The organism is Microbulbifer mixtoriginis (SeqCode) (genome assembly GCF_052468275.1).
Genome location: NZ_CP174341.1, coordinates 2,718,195 through 2,738,008 on the forward strand (window position 1 = coordinate 2,718,195; position 19,814 = coordinate 2,738,008).

Genomic DNA, 19,814 nt, shown 5'->3' on the forward strand with positions numbered 1-19,814 from the left:
GGTGTAAATATATAACGCTGAAACCGGGCTAAATTTGGGGCTTGGAGAGAATAGGTTCATCAATATCCTCAGTGTGCCCCAGTGCAGCTTCAATTCCGGCATGCACTCCGAGAGCCGCTGTCTCTCTCGACATGCTGGGGGTGCCGATGTTTTCTGCCAGCGCGGCTACTTGAGGTAATTGAGGAAGGTGTATCCAGCCTGCGCGAATATCCAGCTGATTGGTAATAACATAGTGAAGTACCCCATACATCAGGTGGTTACAGCAGAAGGTGGCGGCAGTGTCGGAAATATCTGCGGGAGCGCCGGCATTGCGCATGGCTTTTACCATTGCACGAAGCGGTAGATTACTGCGATAGGCGACCGGGCCATTGGGTATGGTGGGCTCATCCTGCATCTCCACCCCGCGGTTATCTTTAAGGCGGTAGCGTGTTGAGTCATTATAGTTTTGTGCGATTCTCTCTACAGTGATAACTGCACGGCCGGCATATTCACCAAGCATCATCACTATTTGTGGGCGAAGTTCGTTAATAGCCCTCGTGACGATCTCGATACATTCGAAAAAATTGTTTGGCACAAGTAGACCGCAGACTTCAGCGCTGCCAATACGGGTGCCATCCAGTACACGCATCACGGATTCGGCCGGGTTGATTGGTGTATGGCCAAAGGGTTCAAATCCAGTAACAAGAACTTTTGTCATGGCAGTTTATTGTTGATAGTAATTCGATGAGATCCGTATCTAACTAAATCCCCGAATTCACATTTGCCAGATCCGGGGTTTTAGCTCCTAGGGTTTACTGGATCAGCCCAAGCTCCTCAAGGAAAGAGTATTTATCCCAATCCACCCAGCTTTCTACCATCTTTCCACCTTCGTAGCGATCAGTATGGGTGCCTGTCCAGCTGCTGGTTTTATTGGTGGCCTCATACTGCATGAATTTACCTGTGTGAGTGGCCGTTACGCGCCAACGGGTACATACATAATCACCCTCTGCAACTTGCAGTAAAATCTCCATTTTTACGTCGGAGAAGCTATTGTGAAACTCCTTCACTAAGTCTTGCCACTCTTCCAGCGTTTCTGTTGAGGTACCTCCAGAGGCATCTGGCATTTGGTGATTTTTGTAATTGGCAGATAGATAATCTGAGGCTTCATGTGGGGTATTGTCCCCCCAAAGCTCAAGTAACTTTTTAGAAGTTGCTTTATGGTTGGCGGACATAGTGCTCTCCAGGATTGTGGATGGCGACATTTGTGTTGTCAGGCAGGGCAAGCATAGTGTAGAGAAGGAAAAATGCCCTATTGAGGCTGCTAGAAGTTGTCCTTTTACACGGCTATTCGATCAGTCTTCCGATTGTGTATCGTTTTGATATTGTTCGACAAAGGTTTCAGAAAGGTTCAACCAACAAGAAAGGGGCCTTGCGGCCCCTTTAGTTTGCTTCGCAAACTCTATTGATAGGTCATCAGTTACTCATACTGTTAGCGGTAGTTACTGATGCACTGATTGTATTCGCGGATGTAGATCTTACCACCATTCGCATGGTTACGGTTCGCCTTGTCTGCCGCGAAATTCATGCAGCCTCTTACTTGGTCTTGAGTCAGACCGTAGTAGCGAGGCGTAGGCGCACGCCAATAGTAGTTAGGTCGAGAACCGCGCCAGTAATAACGAGGCTGAGAACCGCGCCAGTAGTAACGGGGCTGAGAACCGCGCCAATACATATTTCTGGGCTGCTCATATTGACGGATAGCAGTGGGCGGATTTACTGGGTAAAAATAACGGCCTTGTTCATTAAAGGCATAAAAGGTATTTCCGCTTTGATAGTAAGTCTTGCCGAGTATTTGTACTGGTGAAGAGCCGGCAGGTAGCTGAGCGAGACGCTCTTGGGCTACACCGTACCCCGCAAGAGAGAACAGTAAGATCATTGAAAATAAATAGCGCATAACGTTTTCTCCTTCTCCCAACTTGGCAACAAGTCTACTCAAATGTGTGTTGTGTCCCAATGCGCTCTATTGGAAGTTTCGGTTGCTTCACCACTAGTTTTAAAGACTACAACGAAATAAAGGAAAATAAACCAATAGTAAAGTTTTCTGATATTTTCTTGGGGTGCAAAAATTGCTCTAATTGATGATGTTTTTAGGGAATTTAAATTCTACTCCTTGGCAAAAGTAACAACAGGGCGGGTAAAAGTGTTTTTCAGTTGGGGGGATATGAAGTTGATTATCTTTTGGTCGTCTAGCATTGAAAAGGGCTTTGCCATGAGATGAATGTATTCTTTTATTTTCAGTTGCGTGGCTGTGGGGGTGAATTCTGTGAGTATTAATGATGCCTGTTGTGTTTAACCAATATAAGGACACTAGTGGGGCCTACTTTGCTGGAGGTGCGGATGTCTTCCAGGGAGTGATGTTTGCCATGCAGAGCAGGGTTGGCTAGTGGCTGGATAGGGTATTTACTAGGTTTTAATGCTACATCGGTTGACTTGGTGGGATTGTTGCTTTGTATTTGGCTGGTTTTGATCGTTCTTAATCTTTTATCGTAGTGTATCAAAGCGTATTGTTGAGCGTAGATGAAAAGTCACTCAGTCTAGCTATTGGTCGCACGCAAAAGATGGAAGGGTTTAAAAAGTTTTCTGAATTAAGCTCCTCATTTACTACGGGTTTGGTAATAGTCTACGGGTGTTTTCTAAACACATATTGTATTCGCGTATATAGACTTTGCCGCCCTTAGCAGGATTGGCATTAGCCTTGTCTGCTGCCATATTCATACAGCCTGCAATTTGTCCTCGAGTCAGCCGCGGCCCTGGCTCCGTACGAGTAGAACGAAAAGATAGGTTTCTTGGGCGTTCATATTGGCGAATAGCGGTAGGAGGATCTACCGGATAGTAGTAACGTCCTTTTTCACTAAATGCATAGAAGTTATTGCCACTTTGGTAGTAAGTTTTTCCGAGAATTTGTACTGGCTGGGCATCAGCTGGAAGTTGTGCGAGTCGCTCTTGAGCAACGCTGAAATTGGCAATGGAGAGTAACAATAGTACCAAAAATAAAAAATGCATTCTGCGACCTCCCTCGCGCAACCTAGCAGAATTTTACTTTAGTTAAATGTAAGCCCCAATGTGCTTTTTAGGGCTCCTATCTGCTGTGAGAAAGATAATTTTAAAGCGATTTATAAAGACAGTTTCACTTTTCCAAATAAAAAATGAGCAAATTAATCTATAGGTAGGCGGCATATGGGGAGCCAAGATCTAAATTCGGAAGCTTTTGGTTTCATAATCTGTCTGTTAGCGCTTCACCCTGGATATCACCAAACCAGCTGGGTTTATGTAAAAGGTATAGGTTTGTCGTTGAGATAAAGAGAGGTCGTGACAGGTGTGGCTTTGGCTACCGTTTGCAGCGACATACAGGCTTGCCGGCAGCAGTGGGCAAACTCCACGAGTTTTTCCTCGGTCTCATCACTTTCTATAATCAAGTGAATCTCCACCCGGTCACCCTGACCAAATACCTTTTCGGGTTGAATTCCACCAAAGTTAAGAGTGGTTGAAAATTCGGTCTTTTGTTCAAGCCTTACCTGCTTAAGTTGAATATCAGAGAGTTGTGCCAGCATCTCTACATGAGACATCATGCAGAGTGCCAACCCTGCAGAAAAGTACATGATGGGTGATGGAGCGCTACCCCGGCCTCCAACCGCAGTTCCTTCATCACATATCAGCTCCCAAGTTCCTCCATTAGGCACATTCGAGAAAATAGTTGCCTTCTTTAAGTGATGTCCTTGGGGCATTTGTTCCACATTGATATGGGCATGAAATCTTAAAAGCTCCCCCTGTTTCACTTTGTCCAGGTGAGGTGGGGGAAATGTATCTTGCTCAGCCTCATCATTAAGCTTACGAACGATGGTTGTCGAGGACATATCCCATTCTACGGATTCCATAGTGGGTACCTCTTAATGGTTGTGGGTTGGCTTTGAAAGTGCCAGATGCTCAAAAGAACATAGAAATGTCGGTAGTTTAGAGTTTCTGCTAAGGGCTCCCCAATTGCAGGGGGAAAATCAGGGTGTGTAAATGTGAGGTTTTTCGCAGAGCCTTTAGGAGTTATGGTATTTGTCTATTGATCTTAGGCAAGCAGTGCTAGGCCTGTCCGTTGTTCTAACTCATAAGCATAGCGTTGAGCTTCTTTTAATTGCTGGTAGGACCTTGCCGTAATGCCCTCATTAAAAGTCGCGTATTTGAAAATAAGCACTACCTGATAGCTGGTATGGCCACTTCTGCTCTCTTTAGAGTGGCTAGAGCAGGAAACTATTTTAATACCTTTGAAAATCGTGAGGGGCTTTTCTTCTGTCCAGTTGTGCCAGAGAATTCGATTTTGAGACACGTATTGCCTAGTTTCAAAATCAATATAGTGATCTTTCTTGAACGAAAAAGTGATTACGGCGAGAAGGCAAAGTAGGGTGGTGGCAATCCAGGAGAATACAGAGCCAGTATCTAGGGCAAAGCTAAGGCTCACAAAGAGCCATATCAGAACAAAACCACCCAGTATATAGGTAAGTATTTTATTAGACTGCAGTTCCATTTAGCTGCTTCTATTCTAAAAGATTTATTCTTGGTCAATATTTGTACAGGTTTGATTCCCTGCCTATCTGGAAAACCGCTTCCTATGCCCTGTTTACTGTGGGGAGGGTACTCCTACGGCGTCCCATTGTCAGCCTTTCTGAGGCTTTTGGTGGTTAGGAGATATCTAAGCTCGCCATGAGGACGCTTGGGAGGGGCTGGCAGCCAGTATTAGAAATAAATAGCTGCCAGTTAGAGAAAAAGGGGGCACAGCCCCCTATAAAGTCACATACTTAGCAAGTTCTACTCTTCAGTGGCTCACGCAATTGTTCGGCCATACCCAGTAATAGGGACTCGGTAGTTTCCCAATCGATACACTTGTCGGTAACAGAGACGCCGTATTCCAGGTCATTCAGATTGGCGGGAATCTTCTGATTACCGGCTTTCAGATTACTCTCCACCATAATGCCAATAATTGATTGATTACCATCAAGAATCTGGTGAGTCACGTTATCTACCACCAGGGGCTGTAATTCGTGATTTTTATTGGAGTTGGCGTGGCTGCAGTCGACCATGATATTGGGGGTAATACCGGCGCTGCGTAGTTCCTGTTCACACATGGCAACGCTGACCGAATCGTAATTTGGTTTGTCGTTACCGCCACGAAGCACAACATGGCCATAAGGGTTGCCGGAGGTATGAATAATGGCAACCTGACCGCGCTTGTTGATACCGAGGAATCTGTGGGGATTAGCGACAGATTGCAAGGCATTAATTGCTACTTCTAATCCGCCATCGGTACCATTCTTAAAGCCCACAGCAGAGGAGAGGCCGCTGGCCATTTCCCGGTGGGTTTGGGATTCGGTAGTGCGTGCGCCAATGGCTGACCAGGAAATCAGATCTTGCAGGTATTGGGGAGAGATTGGATCCAGTGCTTCTGTCGCGGTGGGCAGCCCCAGTTCAGCGACATCTAAAAGTAGCTTGCGGCCGATATGAAGGCCTTCCTCAATCTTGAAGGAATCATTCAAGTGGGGATCGTTGATCAGGCCCTTCCAACCAACTGTGGTGCGGGGCTTTTCGAAATAGACTCGCATTACTATCAGCAGGGTATCGGAAACCTTATCTGCCACCGCTTTCAGGCGCTTGGCATAATCCATTGCAGCGTCCACATCGTGGACGGAGCAAGGTCCGATAACCACCATCAAGCGGTGGTCTTTACGATCGAGGATATCACGCACGGCGCTGCGCCCTTTGGCGACGGTCGCTTCGGCTGCATCGCTAATGGGGAGTTCTGCTTTCAGCATCTCCGGGCTGATCAGGACTTCCTGGGAGACGACATTCAGGTCGTCGAACTGCTGTGTAGTCATAGCGTCTTCTGATTACTCTGTTCCTTAGTGCCGCTCTGCACCTGCAGGCGGATGACTTATCCTACTGTGCCGCAAAGAATAGGGCGAGGGTTTCATTTGCAACCAAATATTTGGCCTGATTTTGGGATGTGCATTTGTATTTTTCCTATGACAGTTTGGCACTTCAGGAGCGTTTAGAGGAAGTCGGTTAGGAGAGTTTTGGCGTGGAAGAAGTGATGATTTGGAGCTTCATCAGTTGAGTACAAGCCTACTTATGAGTACCCAGTGATTAAGAGGTGATCAATGGGCCTTCCTTTCAGAGTTGTTCATGCTGAAAGGAGCTAGCTTATGATGAGCCACTCATTATGTGAGAAGTTCAGTTTTACAGAGATAGGAATAGCAATCCAAGTAACCACCTTGATAGATCTAATGCCAACTGCTTAGATGGCTTAACTCAGGGTAAAAAATTGAGCCTGTAGCTGAAACTACTGATATAACCTGTGCGGGAGAGTTCAGAAGTACCCCTGAATATGAGGGGCAGTATTCATGAAGTAAGCTGATTTCCCCGGACTGTAACTTGTGTCAACAAAGTACTAGGAAAGCTGAAGATGAAGAGGGGTTGATCTCTAAGGCTTAGATGACCTTATATATTGCGCTCATCCCTGAGCTTTACATTTCTAGACTTTTCAAGTCTGTTGATGTTGCAAAGAAATCATTAGTTACTCAAGAAGCGCCAATAAATAAAGTAAAAGCTAAAACCTATCATTAAGCACAGGCAGGCATAAGTGTAAACTAAGTACCACCCTTTTAAGTGATACTCTCTTGGTACCCATTTCCCGTTCATAACAAGAATGTTGAGTAAAGCAAAGATTGGAGCACAAACGAAAGATAAAGTAGTTACAAAGTCGATAAGGTTTTTTAACTGATCAGCAAATAGGGAGATAATAAACCAGCTTATAAGGCTTAGTATAACAAGGGTGGATACGTAGACTCTATTTTCTGGAATCTTGATACTATTCGATGATCTCAAGGCACTTCGCCAAACTTGAGGAAAGCCATCGGAGACTGCAAAGGTGGTTGAGAAAAGCGCGACAAAACAGATAATACTGATTGTTAAATGGCTCCAGTCACCAAGGGATTCAGTATAAATATTGATTAGCTGACCAGCAAATATGCCTGCAGATTGGGATAATTCAATATCTTTCCCAAACATTACTAGTGCACCTAACCATACAAATACAATCGCTAATAACAAACTGGTGAAATAGCCAACCTTAAAGTCAAATATGAGAGATTTCCTGGCAAACCCTCTATCTGGTTTTTCCTTTATCCTTCGTTCCGACCAAATAGAGTGCCAAACAGAAACTTCAATCGAAGTTGGCATCCAGCCGACTAAGGCGACAACAAATGCGATGCTCACAGCTGGTGCTATATCGGCTGTTAAATGGGATTTAGAGGGAAGAAGTCCATATTGACTTATTGCAGCAATGAGTGTGATCAAGCTGGCAATAGCCAGTATGAGGACCATCCACTTTAAGCTTTCATTCAGCCATTTAAATTGGCCAGCAATCAATATTGCACAGGTAATGACCAGAATGATGGCAGACCACTCTGAAACATTTAGGATATCGCCAAATAAATTGAGCGCTAAAGCAGCTGTGACAATCGTAACTGCAGCTTGAACAAAGAACATTGTTAGAAATGTGAGAGCCATATAACTATAAAAACCCACTCGACTGTGTTTTTTATAGCCTTCCAATAAACTCTCGCCGGTGACAGCTGCATACTCTGGACCGATTTTGAAAAAAGGGTATTTGACTAAATGAGCTAGGAAAATAAAACCAATCAAAGCGAAAGCGTAATCTGCTCCTGCGCGTGTTGACTGCACGATATGAGACACGCCAATACTGCTTGCGGCCCAAATAATTCCAGGGCCAAGGTTTGAGAAAGTGCGTTTAAATACATCCATTAATTCAGAACTGCTCGGAATGATGTTGCTCAAAATAGCTCTTAGCCACATCGATAAAGGTTTTAACCTTCAAGGAAAGCTCGCAGCGATGAGGGTAGAGCGCAAAAATAGTCAGTGGCTTTATTGTGAATTTAGGTAAAATCTCAGTGAGTTGGCCAGAGTCGACATAAGATTTGACAGAGTAAAAAGGCGCTTGGATTATTCCTTGTCCTTCAGCGGCTGCCTCATTCAATAGCCTCCCATTGTTGGATTGCCAGGCCCAGGGGAGTTTGATTTTTTTTATTTCTTCTTTGTCTTGAAATAGCCAGTGATCCCCTCGTATGCTGTGGTTAAAGAAAAGTAATTGATGCTTCTTTAATGAATCCATGTTTTCAGGGAGCCCATTCTTCTCAATGTAAGAATCACTTGCCCAGAGTGCTAGCTTAGTTTTCGCGATAGATTGGACGATATAGCTAGAGTCGGGTAATTCTGGTGCGATTCTAAAAACGAGATCGATTTTATTGTCGAGTAAATCGAGTGGGTCATTGCTGAGGTGAAAATCCAGGAATACCTGAGGGTATAGCCTGCGGTAATTGGCAATCAATCCTGAAAAATATTGACTGCCTAGCTCTATGCTGGTCGATATCGATAGCCTGCCTCTGGGCTCTTGATTATATTCTGACATCGCCTGGTCGACGGAGTGGAGTTTTTTTAGTATTGGTGAAATTTGCTTATAGTAATCATCGCCCGCTTCGGTTATTGATACTTTGCGTGTATTGCGCATCACCAACAGGCAGCCCAGTTCCTCTTCTAACTGCTTAATGTACTTACCAACCATTGCTGCGGAAATGCCGAGTTCGCGAGCAGCAGCTGCAAAGTTTTGTTTTTCGCATACCAAACAGTATGCCTCAAGGGCGTGTAACTTGTTCATTGACTCCCCTGATGGCTAGTCTTCTTCTCTTCTTACGGTGGGCGTAAACTGGAGTATACCGATAAGTATAATAAACCAATAGTTTATACACTATAAACTTAAATGATATTTAAAGTGCATCCCAAATGACGCAAAATTTTGCTATTAGGTTAAAATTCCCCACAGTCTTCTTTTAGATAAGTACATGAAAATAAAACAAATTTTTATTCTAGTGGCTCTATACATTGCTACCAACGGCGTTGTATTCGCAGAGGAAAGTAAGCTAGAGCAAGTCTTGCTCATTAACGCCAATATAGTGGACGTTAAATCACTCAAAATTGATGAAAGACAGTCGATTCTTATTGAAGGCGATAAGATCAAGAGAATTTCTTCAACGAATAAGCTCTCCAAAGTGAGGGGGGCCAGTGTTGTCGATTTAAAAGGGAAGTTTGTGATCCCCGGCCTGATAGATGCGCATGTCCACCATGCAACAGATCCGGATAGCTGGGATAAATTGTCAATCACTACTGAGCGACTTCGATACCTGCTTCGTGGTGGTGTCACTTCTGTGAGAGATATGGGCGGTGATGCGCGAGCCTTGGCCTACTTAAGACGTCAAGCAGAGGTCGACGCCATCGCTTCGCCAGACATCTACTTTTCAGTCATTATTGGTGGGGAATCCTTCTTCTCGGATCCGAGAACCATTGCCTCAGCTAAAGGGCGTACACCAGGCCACACAACATGGATGAGAGCAGTAGATCATAATTCAGATATGGACTCAGTAATGCTCCAGGCCATAGGCGCTGGTGCAACAGGCATCAAGATATATGCAGATGTTGAGGCCGAGACAGTGCCATTGCTTGCAAATGCAGCCAAAAGACATGGTTTAAAAGTCTGGTCGCATGCTTATATTGGCCCCTCCAAACCTTTGGATATTGTCAATGCTGGTGTTGAGACTATTTCACATGCCTCTGATATGTCCGCTCAGTTAGTTGATAACTTCAAGGCGTGGCGCAGGAAAACTGCTGAATTCGATGATTCAACTTGGGAAAAAATGCTGCAAAAAGATAGCTATTTAGATCTTTTTGGCGCGATGAAAGAGAAAGGGACAATATTAGATGCAACGCTTACAGTATTTGAAAGAAGAAATGACTTAAACGAAAAATACAGGCAGCTTGATCAGCTCAGTACACAAATGACACAATTTGCCTATCAAAGCGGCATTACCATTGCCGCTGGCACGGATGCATTTAGTGACCTTGAAAATGACACTACACCGATGATTCATCATGAGCTAAAGCTGCTTGTAGATGAAATCGGCATGACACCACTCGAGGCAATTCAGGCTGCAACTTTAAATGCTGCGAAAGTGATAGGGATAGAAGGTTCTGTCGGTAGTATTGAAGAGGGAAAGAAAGCAAACATGGTTGTGCTTTCAGAAAGTCCCGAAACAAATATTGAAAATAGCCAGGCGATAGCTCATGTAGTAAAGAACGGTCGTTTTATTTTTATTGGTGACGATCCACAGTTGCCTTTCTCTTCTTCACGTGAAATGAATGGAACCATTTGGTTATCCGGGCAAATCGGTAATCATCCTTCAACTTTAACCTTGGCAGGTGAAAGTCTGGAAGCTCAGATGCATCAAACAATGAAGAATATTGGCCAAGTTCTTGAGAGCAAAAACCTGGGCTTTGACGATGTAGTTAAGTGTACTTTGATGCTCGCTGATATTGATGATTGGCCAGCGGCGAACAACGTCTACATCCAGTACTTCAGTGGGAAAAAACCAGCGAGGAGTGCTTTTGCAGCAAGCGGCCTGGCACTTGATGCCAAAGCTGAAGTGGAATGTATTGCTTCACGAAGCACTGATTAATTCTGGAGTGGGGATCTTATGAGCGATATAAATAGAAGAGCACTAATTAAATCTCTAGTATCAGGTGGCGTTGGTTCATATTTGGCTATTAACTCGGGTATATTAAATGCTTTTTCTGGGGTTAATGCAGGAAAATCAACGTGGAATTCATACGGTTCATCGATTGTAATTGATGGTCTCAGCGTAGCATTCTCGCTCAGGGAGCCAGTCTCTGAAGAAACTCTGGGAATATTCAAGAGCTCGGGGATTAGTGCCTTGAATATGACAGTTCCCTATCCAGGTGATGACTATTCCGAGACTTTAAAGAAGGTTGAAAAAGCTAAGTCCATCATCGGGCAGAACTCAAGCTACTTGCGCTTAATTCAATCCGCATCAGATATCCTGAAAGCGAAGCAGGAGAGTAAGCTCGGTATCATAATGGGATTCCAATCAACTGAAATGTTTGATGAGTCACTTTCAGGTATTTCAGAATTCGCCAAAATGGGCGTTAAGATAATGCAGGTATCCTATAATGGTCCTTCTATCCTTGGCAGCGGCGGTCTCGTTAAGGAGGATTCAGGGATAACTTCCCTTGGCAAGAAAGCCATAGAAATAATGGAGGCGGAGAAAGTTCTGATCGACCTCTCGCATTCAGGAAAGAAGACAGTTTCCAGTGCTATCAGTCAATCAAAAAGACCGGTTGTGATCTCTCATACTGGCTGCAACGCAATTTACGACCACCCTAGAAATAATGACGATACAGAATTAAAAGCTGCTGCAGACACCGGTGGCTTGGTTGGAATCTACTTAATGCCATTTTTGGAAGGTGGCGAGCATGAAATAAAGGCCGATGTGGTAATAGAACATATACTGCATGCCTATAAAGTATGCGGTGAAGATCATGTTGCCATAGGTAGTGACCAAGGCGTAGTGCCGGTCAATGATGGTCCTGAGTATCGAGAAAGTATTCGTAAGGAAGTTGAGCGTCGTATTGCGGCTGGAATTTCGGCGCCCGGCGAAACACCAAATCGTCCACCGTTTATTCCGGAATTAAACTCCGAGAGACGGATGGAGCTTATTGCCTATAAGTTAAGCCAAAAAGGAATTCCTGATCGAGTGGTAGAAAAAATAATTGGTAAAAACTGGTTGCGTGTTTTTGCTACCGTATGGAATTAAAGGAAGGTGAGATTCAATGGTTAAATATATAAAGTTTGATGATGTTCTATCTCGACTGGTTGTTTGTGTTACGCTTCTCTTTTCACCTTTGCTTTTTGCTGAAGAGCTTAGCACTTACTCAGAATTTCCAAAAGATTCAAAGACGGAAGTAATTTCTTTTCCTATCGAATTTGCCTCAGATATCACCTTGAATGGTATTGAAGAGCTTGTGTTTCTGCCTGGCATGTATAAACAAGAAAAAGAAGATTTTTTTAGCTATGCTTTTTCTTGGACCCACAAGCCAGAGAAGAATCAAGTTTTTGGAAAGTTAGAAATTCAAGATTTTATAGCCGCCTACTATAGGGGGTTGTACAAAGCTGTCACTGAAGGCAAAGAGTATGAGCCTGCTATTACAATGGAGTGGGTTGATCGCAAGTATACTGGCCAGATAAAGTGGATTGAGCCATTTGTAACTAAAAAAGAACAGACCCTCTACTTTAAAGGGGATCAAGTTAACTGTAAAAAAACGAGTGAGCTTCGGTGGTACTTTATTGTTTCTCCACAGAATTCCTCTCACCCTGTATGGAGAGAACTTCAGTCGATAAAACCCAAAAGCTGCTAGTGATAAAAATCAAATGTTATCAATCCCTATAAAGTATTTTATATTGGGGGATCATAGAAAGCGCACAGCTTATACTCATCTGATTTTCAGAAATTTTTTTGGTCTTTTAGGTGAATAGGCCCTAAGTGTTTCTCTGCTTTGGGCCAGCTCCGTTCGTCATACGCAATGACTTGGCTGTCTGGGGTAGCAACCTAGTAGGCAATTTATTAGTATCCGGCTATCAGAAAATTCTTTTTTATGTAAAGTATCCCTTATCTTTAAAGAATCTACACTACTACCAGTATTCAAAGGCTGGGGGATGGCTATCTACCTCTTTACGAGAAACACACCTGGTTGGGCTCATAACATGGTTCGTTTTTCCTAACAGCAATAGTCGAGTGGATTTTTTTCTCCAGGTCTTAATGAAAAAGCTAAAGTAATAGTTAGGCGTTGCTTGCAAAGCCCTTTTGATTGCTATTCTTAGCAAGTCGATATGGTTAAAAGACCATTTGAAGTGCGGGGAAAAGAACGAGATGAATATTATTGTTATGGGCGCCGGAGCCCTCGGAAGCTACTTTGGCGGCCACCTGGCGAGGGCAGGACACAAAGTGCTCTTTATTGCTCGAGGGAGGCAGCTGAAGGCACTTAAAGAGCGTGGTTTAACGGTGCTGCCACTTGAAGAAGAGCCCTTTACTATCCAGGTTGATGCTGCGGAGACTACGACTTCGGTGGGGGGAGTGGATCTAATCCTATTCTGCGTTAAGACCTACGATACCGAAGCAGCCATAAAGCTTATCGCCCGTGCTGTAGGTGAAGACACAAAGGTGCTTACCCTGCAGAATGGTGTCGACTCCTTGGATTCCCTGAACGAAGCCTTTGGGCGAAAAGCTATTCTGGGCGGTATCTCATGGACTAATGTGGCGATCGAAGAGCCTGGAGTTGTGCGGCACAGATATCCCGGCCCACTTGTCTTTGGTGATCCAAATGCAACTGGCTCAAAGCGCAACCAAGTGCTTAAAGATACATTTCTACAAGCTGGGGTTGTCGCTGAGGTCAGAGATGATATCACTCGGGCTATTTGGGAGAAGTTCCTGTTCATCTGTGCGGTGAATGGAATGACAGCACTCACACGATTGCCTGTGGGTACGCTTCTAGCCTGCCATGCCTCTCGCGAGTTATTTGTTGACATTATGTGTGAGGTTTATTCCTTAGCACGGCGAAGTGGAATAGAGCTTTCGGAGGATACGGTTGAGCGTACAATTAGGCATATGGAGAAGGACTTGCCTCCTGGAGTACTCAATAAGACTCTTGGTTCGATGTACTTCGACATAGCATCTGGAAGGCGCCTAGAGCTTGAGTCTCTAAATGGCGCTGTTGTGCAAAGAGGGAAGCAGCTGAAGGTAGCAACACCGGTTAACAGTTTTGTCTGCGGGGCATTGAAGCCCTGGGCCAATGGCGAGCCTATGCGCAATGGGGTATAACAAGTTGAGTAAACACCCCGTATATAGCGCTTGATTCAAACGTTTTGCTCCCATTTCCTTGATCAGTGTACAAAAATAAGCCGTTGCTGAGTCGGATTCGGGGTTACTTCATAAAAACACAATCATGGAGTTCTTGGGTTAATGGTTTGGAGTAGTTGATAACTCCCGTTTAACCAGATTCCGCCAATGTGGTCATGTAGTGACCTATCTCGCCCTCCCCATTACAACTACGCCTCAATGGTCTCGTGTATCCGGAATCCCCTGGAGCTACCGGATCAGTGTGATGTCATTATCGAAAACGATTGTTATAGTAATAATATTAGCTGGAGGGGCCCGTGACTGTGTTCCTCACCTAGAAGGTGGCTTCAGCACGGACCATAGATAGCAGGCAGCAGGTAAATGAAGGGGAGGCATCCCCACTGAGTAAAGGCACGCTCGTAACAACTAGAGGACTAGATTCTGAGAACTAGAGAAGAAGCACTTCAGCTATTGGACAATCTGGATGCGCCCCAGCATCTCATTAATCACGTTACATTAGTTGGTGAGGCGGCCGATCTCCTGATTAAAAAGTTTATCGAAATGAAAGTGAATTTCGATCCGGACTTTGCCCGTGTTGGTGTAGTGATACATGATATTGGGAAAATTATACATAACAATGAAATGTATGGCCCAGGATCACAGCATGAACCTGAAGGTGAAAGGATATTACTATCAAAAGGTTTTACACCAGCAATCGCTCGATGCTGTCTTTCTCATGCCCGTTGGAGTGATATGGAATGTACGATAGAAGAGCTAGCGATAGCGCTCTCAGACAAGTTGTGGAAAGGTAAGCGCGTAGAGGAGCTTGAGCTCCAAATAATAGACCGAATATCACATATCTTAGATGTGGAACGTTGGGATATCTTCTCCGAATTAGATTTATGCTTTGAGAGTATTGCTAGTGAAGGCCTTAAGCGGTTACAGCGGAGTGTCACTAGAGGATAGATTATTCGAGATTCCTCTGAGTAAAATGGTACGTTATTTTCTAATAAGAAGCATTCAAAATTGACGTCACTTTATTAAGAAACTCCAAGATTATAAATTGACAGCCAATTGATATATCTCTTTCCTTAAATCCTGATATGGTTACTGGGAAAAAAGGTGCACGTGTTGGCAGAAGCCAGTGATTATCTACTGCTTGATCTGCTTTTGTAGGATGTGGAAGCCGATGCTAACAGATCAAGGGGGTATTGTCGACTGGATTATTTTGAGTAGTCTTAAGCCTTGATAGCCGAATTACTGTGAACCTTACTTAAAACATAGAAGTTTTTGGGTTTATTTTTAGTTGGGATTTGAACTCATTTTTAATTGGCGCCGTAATCTTTAGATTCGATAGTGAGTTGAAATATAACTTGCATCAGGTTTGAGGGTGAAGTGATACTCGTATTAGAGAAAGATTATAAATAAGGTGCTGGGCACCAAGGGAAGATTGTAATGTGCAGCAAAGAAAAGTTGGCTGGTTGGGCGTTATCAATATATGCTTTTCTATCACTTATAATATATATTTTTGGTTTTGTTGTTTTCTATTTTTTCTTTTTTAGTGAATTTCCTGAGTTGTTATCGTGGGCATTCATAGTTCTTTTAGTGTTATTGATGTCTATCAATTCTATTGGTCTGGCAGCAGGTATAAAGCTGATTCAAGAGGATAGAGGGGCATACAAAATAGCTATCCCTTATTCAATATTCTGCTTACTCAATTTCCCTGTCGGCACAGTGGTCGGCTTTTTCTGTCTGTGGGTATATTATGAGAAGGACGGTTAAGTCATGGTGGGTAGATATTTTGTAGCCAGCCTCTCTGTGGTGAAGAATCTATGTATTCTTATGTTGAGTGCTTAATATTGTTGGCCACATTTATGGAGTCATGATATGAAGATGAACTATGTGGTTCTCGGTAGTAATGATCTGGAGGCATCAATAAGGTTTTACAATTCACTTTTTGAAGATGCGAGATTTGAACAACTATTCTCTAATGAAAGGATGACTTTTTGGCGGTACAAAGAGTTTACATTTTCGGTGGCAGAGCCCTTTGATGGGGAAGAAGCTACGAATGGAAATGGAACAATGGTTGGATTTAATACTGAATCAAAGAAGGAGGTGATAAGACTATATGATAAATCGGTTGAATTGGGTGGCACCTGTGCGGGTAAACCAGCTCAGAGGGGCTTGAAATTTGCCGCATATGTAAGAGATTTAGATGGAAACAAAATATGTTTTTTTGAATAGGATTTATGTTATTTCAATGAGGTGGGTGATTTTTAACTTTAGGTTGTCTGCTTTTGGTGTAATAGTTTATAGAGTTATAACTATCAATTGATAGAGTTTGATAGGAAGCGTCTTGAAAAGAAGAGTAATGCATAGCGGCCTGATGGCAGCTTTTGTTAAAGCTTAAGTCTGCTAAAATTGTTTTTTATTGCCGCCAAAAGGGAATGTAGGCAAGTTCTATGCTATTGAAATTTAGAATGTCATGGAAAGAGCTGTATGAATAACGTCAGGGTTTTCGAGCTGGATTGGTTGAGAGTCATATTGATTTTGGCGGTATTCCTACACCATGCATTAATGCCATTTAATGGGGATGAATGGCATATCATGAATGCGGAGTCTAGCAAGCTGCTTGATGATGTTATGGTATATTTTGAGCAATTCAGGCTGCCAACACTATTTTTTATTGCTGGTGTAGGAAGTGTATTGTTGCTCCGTAAAGTCTATCCATCTCAGTTTTTACGAGATAAATTTTTTAGGTTATTTATTCCTTTGCTTGTAGGGGTGTTACTTGTTGTGCCGCCTCAGAATTATATTGAGGATATTGGTCAATATGGCTCATTTTTGCAGGCCTTTCCTCAGCTTGCTCTTAAGTTTGATTCAAACTACCTATGGTTTATTGAATACTTGGTCTTCTTTTCATTGCTTGCAGTACCGTTTTATTTTTTTCTAAGGTCACAATGGTCAAGTTCATTTAAAGGATTTGTAGAGTGGTTGTCGGAGACATCAAGTGGTCTATTTGGATTAGTTTTGGTATTGATTGTAATCAGAGTGGGGCTGAAATTATATTTTCCTGATAATGGTCATGGCATAGGCAATCTGTCTTCCACTTTGTTTTATCTTTATTTCTTTTTTGTCGGTATGTTTTTCATACAATCTCGGAAGATTTGGGCATCATTAAAGAAGTATCGGAAGGTAAACTTTGTGTGGTTACTGGTCAGCTCATTAATTTTTTATGCTTATTACTATTCTCCGGACTTAAGCGAGTATTTGTCGTTGCAAGCTCGTTGGTCAATTTGGTGGTTTGTAGGTTGTTTAGTCGCCTGGTCAGCGTTATTGACCCTGTTAGGTTATGCTCAACACCACCTAGCAAGCACCCCTAAATGGCTAAAATTTAGTAATGAATTGATATATCCATTTTACATTTTTCACCAAACAGTCATCGTTGTGCTTGGTTACTTTGTAATTAGCTTGTCAATGTCTTTGACGTATAAAGCTATGGTGCTAGCTGTTGGTTCTTTTTTGATAACTACAGCTATATGCTTGTTAGTTGTATATCCATTCAATGTAACACGTAGACTCTTTGGGCTTAAGCCTAGAAGAAGTAACGTAAGTGATGATATTGCTTGTAATAAAACAATTCACGGGACTGTCAGGTAATAGTAGTGTAAGTATGAGAATTGCAGTTTCTAACTGATAAGGCATGGTTGTTATAAAGAGTAGATGGAGTACCGTGATGAGCTTTTTTAACTTTATTAGGAGAGCGGTCACATAATAATTTATAGGGCTACTTTGGTTGAGGACACCTGTCTCTAATCAGCAACTTTTAGCACCTAGTATTGTAGGTGAGACGTATGTTTTAATTTTTGGATGTCACTGGTTCTGAGAGTTAGTATTAAAATCTTAACTTCCCACTGATGACAAAGCTGTAAGTGGGCTCTGCGATGAAAGGGCTTACTGGAGGAGCGTGGTGGTCTCTTAGACGGTAGATGTACTTAAATGGAAAAGAGTAGCAAAGAAACTCTTGCAAGTTTAATTGGACTACGGAGCTTGCCTGGCCATGAATGGTAATCCCCACTACAGCAGAACAGCTCAATATATCTAGTACAAAAATCTCACCTAGAAGATGGTAAGTAAGACCATGGTATCAATTTTACTTCAGAGTAAACCCGGACTACTCAGCGTCTCGCCCTATTAGATATTGATTCGGAAAACTGCTCTTCTTAAGTTGATAGTTTTGATTAAGTAAACTGTAAGGATAGCAGTTACTTAAAGTGAAAATTGGAATAATCTTTTAATAAAAATTAAAATCAATGTTATATTCGATTTTTGAGAAGCTTCTTTGTACAACTTCGTTACAAAAGGATAGGGGTAAAATGAAAAGATTAATACTTGGCATATTTCTGCTGATGTTGAATTTAAATGTGTCTTTTGCTGATGTGATAGAAGATAGACAGAGGCGTTACAAAGAAATTTTGGTGGAAAACGTTAAAATAGGTGAGCCTGGCGTCGCGGTTATTGTCAGTAAAAAAGGAAAGGTGATTTTCCAGGGGGCTTATGGCCTCGCAAATCTAGAGCACAATATACCTTTGACAGCTAATAGTGTATTTCGCTTAGGTTCTATCACTAAACAGTTTACTGCAGCAGCAATAATGATGTTGCAGGAACAAGGTAAGCTTTCACTAACGGATAATATTCATAAATATGCACCTGATTTTCCAACTGAAGGGAGTGATGTAACCATTGAGCATCTTTTAACTCACACTTCTGGTATTGCTAATTACACTGAAGATGAGGAGATTTTTGCTAAAGAAATACAGTTGCCGACAACCATTGACGATATGTTAATTCGATTTGCCAAGCACCCGATGAAATTTAAGCCAGGCGAGCAGATGCGTTATTCGAATACGGGTTATGTTCTTTTGGGAAAAATTATTGAGGTTGCTAGTGGGCAATCATATGCTGATTTTATCGATGAAAATATTTTTAAGAAAGTCGGCATGAAATCTAGCTACTATGGTGGTTCCAAAGTTATCCCAAATAGGGCTAATGGTTATGATACATCACCTGATGGCGTAGTTAATGCTATGTATATCGATATGATGTGGCCTCATGCTGCTGGAGCACTTTTATCTACTGTGATTGATCTGGATATATGGTTCAAAGCTTTACGAGACGGCGAGGTACTCTCCAAAGAAAGTTATCAGAAAATGATTGAACCGTTCAGGTTGAATGATGATTCTATGTCAAATTATGGCTATGGGTTGGGCATCGGAAAACTTAATGAATATGACATGGTAGCACACAGTGGTGGTATACCAGGTTTTGCTACTGATGCATTTTATATTCCATCTGAAGATTTGTACATTGCCGTCTTAAGTAATCTAAGTAGCCGTAACCCAAGTTTAATTAGTAAGTTATTAGCAGCTGAAGTTCTTGATATACCTGTGCCGAAGTTTAAATCAGTCGAATTAGATGAAAGTAAAGTTAAAGAGCTTCTGGGTAGCTATAAGATTGATGAAAATTCCGTTAGGATATTATCTTTGGAAGATGGAATTTTTTATTCTCAACGAAGTGGTGGTCCAAAATACGAAATTATTCCAATGTCTGAGAATAGTTTCTATTTCGAGAATACTTTGACCTATATGGTTATTGAGCAGGATAAAAATGGTAAGCAGGTCATGAGTTTCTATAATGATCTCGCCGTAAAGCCCCAGCAGGCAGTCAAGTTGTAGAAATATTTTACCCCCTCTTAAAAGAAGGATAGAGAGGGGGTAAATTGCCGTCATCAGGTATAAGGATAATATGAAAGGTGACTTAATCTTTCTTTATCGTATTCATGTGTAATCAAATATGGGAAAGCTTCTTATGGATAATGCTCCCACTGCTACGATAGGTATATTCTTAATGCCTATTCTAATAACAGGAGGGGTAATCCCAAAAACTCATGAAGATTCTTGTAGTTTTGTTTCGCAC

General features: G+C 42.5%; 18 protein-coding genes. 9 read left to right on the plus strand and 9 right to left on the minus strand.

Annotated features, from left to right (window positions below):
- Positions 1 to 28: 28 nt before the first annotated feature.
- From pcp to ACJJIC_RS11990, 9 genes are all read right to left on the minus strand, one after another.
- Positions 29 to 697: a pyroglutamyl-peptidase I gene (gene pcp / locus ACJJIC_RS11950; RefSeq protein WP_445357003.1), complete on the minus strand. Its 669-nt coding sequence runs from the start codon at positions 695 to 697 to the stop codon at positions 29 to 31.
- 94 nt (positions 698 to 791) lie between these two features.
- A complete protein-coding gene (locus ACJJIC_RS11955; protein WP_252085609.1) occupies positions 792 to 1,211 on the minus strand; it encodes an ester cyclase in 420 nt (139 codons plus the stop codon).
- 257 nt (positions 1,212 to 1,468) lie between these two features.
- Positions 1,469 to 1,930: a hypothetical protein gene (locus tag ACJJIC_RS11960; RefSeq protein WP_444885215.1), complete on the minus strand. Its 462-nt coding sequence runs from the start codon at positions 1,928 to 1,930 to the stop codon at positions 1,469 to 1,471.
- A gap of 707 nt (positions 1,931 to 2,637) precedes the next feature.
- A complete protein-coding gene (locus tag ACJJIC_RS11965) occupies positions 2,638 to 3,039 on the minus strand; it encodes a hypothetical protein (protein ID WP_445357004.1) in 402 nt (133 codons plus the stop codon).
- A gap of 263 nt (positions 3,040 to 3,302) precedes the next feature.
- Positions 3,303 to 3,911 (minus strand): OsmC-related (seleno)protein, encoded by a 609-nt coding sequence (locus tag ACJJIC_RS11970; protein WP_445357005.1) that lies wholly within the window; start codon positions 3,909 to 3,911, stop codon positions 3,303 to 3,305.
- 182 nt (positions 3,912 to 4,093) lie between these two features.
- Positions 4,094 to 4,549: a hypothetical protein gene (locus ACJJIC_RS11975; protein ID WP_445357006.1), complete on the minus strand. Its 456-nt coding sequence runs from the start codon at positions 4,547 to 4,549 to the stop codon at positions 4,094 to 4,096.
- A 271-nt stretch (positions 4,550 to 4,820) separates the two neighbouring features.
- Positions 4,821 to 5,894 carry a 3-deoxy-7-phosphoheptulonate synthase gene (locus ACJJIC_RS11980; RefSeq protein ID WP_444890554.1) on the minus strand — a complete coding sequence of 358 codons (1,074 nt, stop codon included), beginning with the start codon at positions 5,892 to 5,894 and terminating at the stop codon, positions 4,821 to 4,823.
- A gap of 694 nt (positions 5,895 to 6,588) precedes the next feature.
- Positions 6,589 to 7,875: an NRAMP family divalent metal transporter gene (locus ACJJIC_RS11985; RefSeq protein WP_445357007.1), complete on the minus strand. Its 1,287-nt coding sequence runs from the start codon at positions 7,873 to 7,875 to the stop codon at positions 6,589 to 6,591.
- The gene (locus ACJJIC_RS11990) at positions 7,847 to 8,752 is read right to left on the minus strand and encodes a LysR family transcriptional regulator (RefSeq protein WP_445357008.1); all 906 of its coding nucleotides are present in this window, start codon (positions 8,750 to 8,752) and stop codon (positions 7,847 to 7,849) included. Before ACJJIC_RS11990 ends, ACJJIC_RS11985 begins: the two co-directional genes overlap by 29 nt.
- Positions 8,753 to 8,936: 184 nt before the next feature.
- Here ACJJIC_RS11990 and ACJJIC_RS11995 point away from each other — a divergent pair, with 184 nt between their 5' ends.
- From ACJJIC_RS11995 to ACJJIC_RS12035, 9 genes are all read left to right on the plus strand, one after another.
- Positions 8,937 to 10,604, plus strand: a complete 1,668-nt coding sequence (locus ACJJIC_RS11995; protein WP_445357009.1) for an amidohydrolase family protein — start codon at positions 8,937 to 8,939, stop codon at positions 10,602 to 10,604.
- Between the two features lie 18 nt (positions 10,605 to 10,622).
- The gene (locus tag ACJJIC_RS12000) at positions 10,623 to 11,759 is read left to right on the plus strand and encodes a dipeptidase (RefSeq protein ID WP_445357010.1); all 1,137 of its coding nucleotides are present in this window, start codon (positions 10,623 to 10,625) and stop codon (positions 11,757 to 11,759) included.
- A 16-nt stretch (positions 11,760 to 11,775) separates the two neighbouring features.
- Entirely contained in the window at positions 11,776 to 12,360 is a 585-nt protein-coding gene (locus tag ACJJIC_RS12005) for a hypothetical protein (RefSeq protein WP_444885206.1), read from the plus strand.
- A gap of 512 nt (positions 12,361 to 12,872) precedes the next feature.
- Positions 12,873 to 13,820: a ketopantoate reductase family protein gene (locus ACJJIC_RS12010; RefSeq protein WP_445357011.1), complete on the plus strand. Its 948-nt coding sequence runs from the start codon at positions 12,873 to 12,875 to the stop codon at positions 13,818 to 13,820.
- A 489-nt stretch (positions 13,821 to 14,309) separates the two neighbouring features.
- On the plus strand, positions 14,310 to 14,804 hold the full coding sequence (locus tag ACJJIC_RS12015; protein ID WP_445357012.1) for an HD domain-containing protein: 495 nt from the start codon (positions 14,310 to 14,312) through the stop codon (positions 14,802 to 14,804).
- 489 nt (positions 14,805 to 15,293) lie between these two features.
- Positions 15,294 to 15,620 (plus strand): hypothetical protein, encoded by a 327-nt coding sequence (locus ACJJIC_RS12020; protein ID WP_445357013.1) that lies wholly within the window; start codon positions 15,294 to 15,296, stop codon positions 15,618 to 15,620.
- A 105-nt stretch (positions 15,621 to 15,725) separates the two neighbouring features.
- Entirely contained in the window at positions 15,726 to 16,082 is a 357-nt protein-coding gene (locus tag ACJJIC_RS12025; RefSeq protein WP_445357014.1) for a VOC family protein, read from the plus strand.
- 255 nt (positions 16,083 to 16,337) lie between these two features.
- A complete protein-coding gene (locus ACJJIC_RS12030; RefSeq protein WP_445357015.1) occupies positions 16,338 to 17,498 on the plus strand; it encodes an acyltransferase family protein in 1,161 nt (386 codons plus the stop codon).
- A 716-nt stretch (positions 17,499 to 18,214) separates the two neighbouring features.
- A complete protein-coding gene (locus ACJJIC_RS12035; protein ID WP_445357016.1) occupies positions 18,215 to 19,573 on the plus strand; it encodes a serine hydrolase domain-containing protein in 1,359 nt (452 codons plus the stop codon).
- The last annotated feature ends 241 nt before the right edge of the window (positions 19,574 to 19,814 follow it).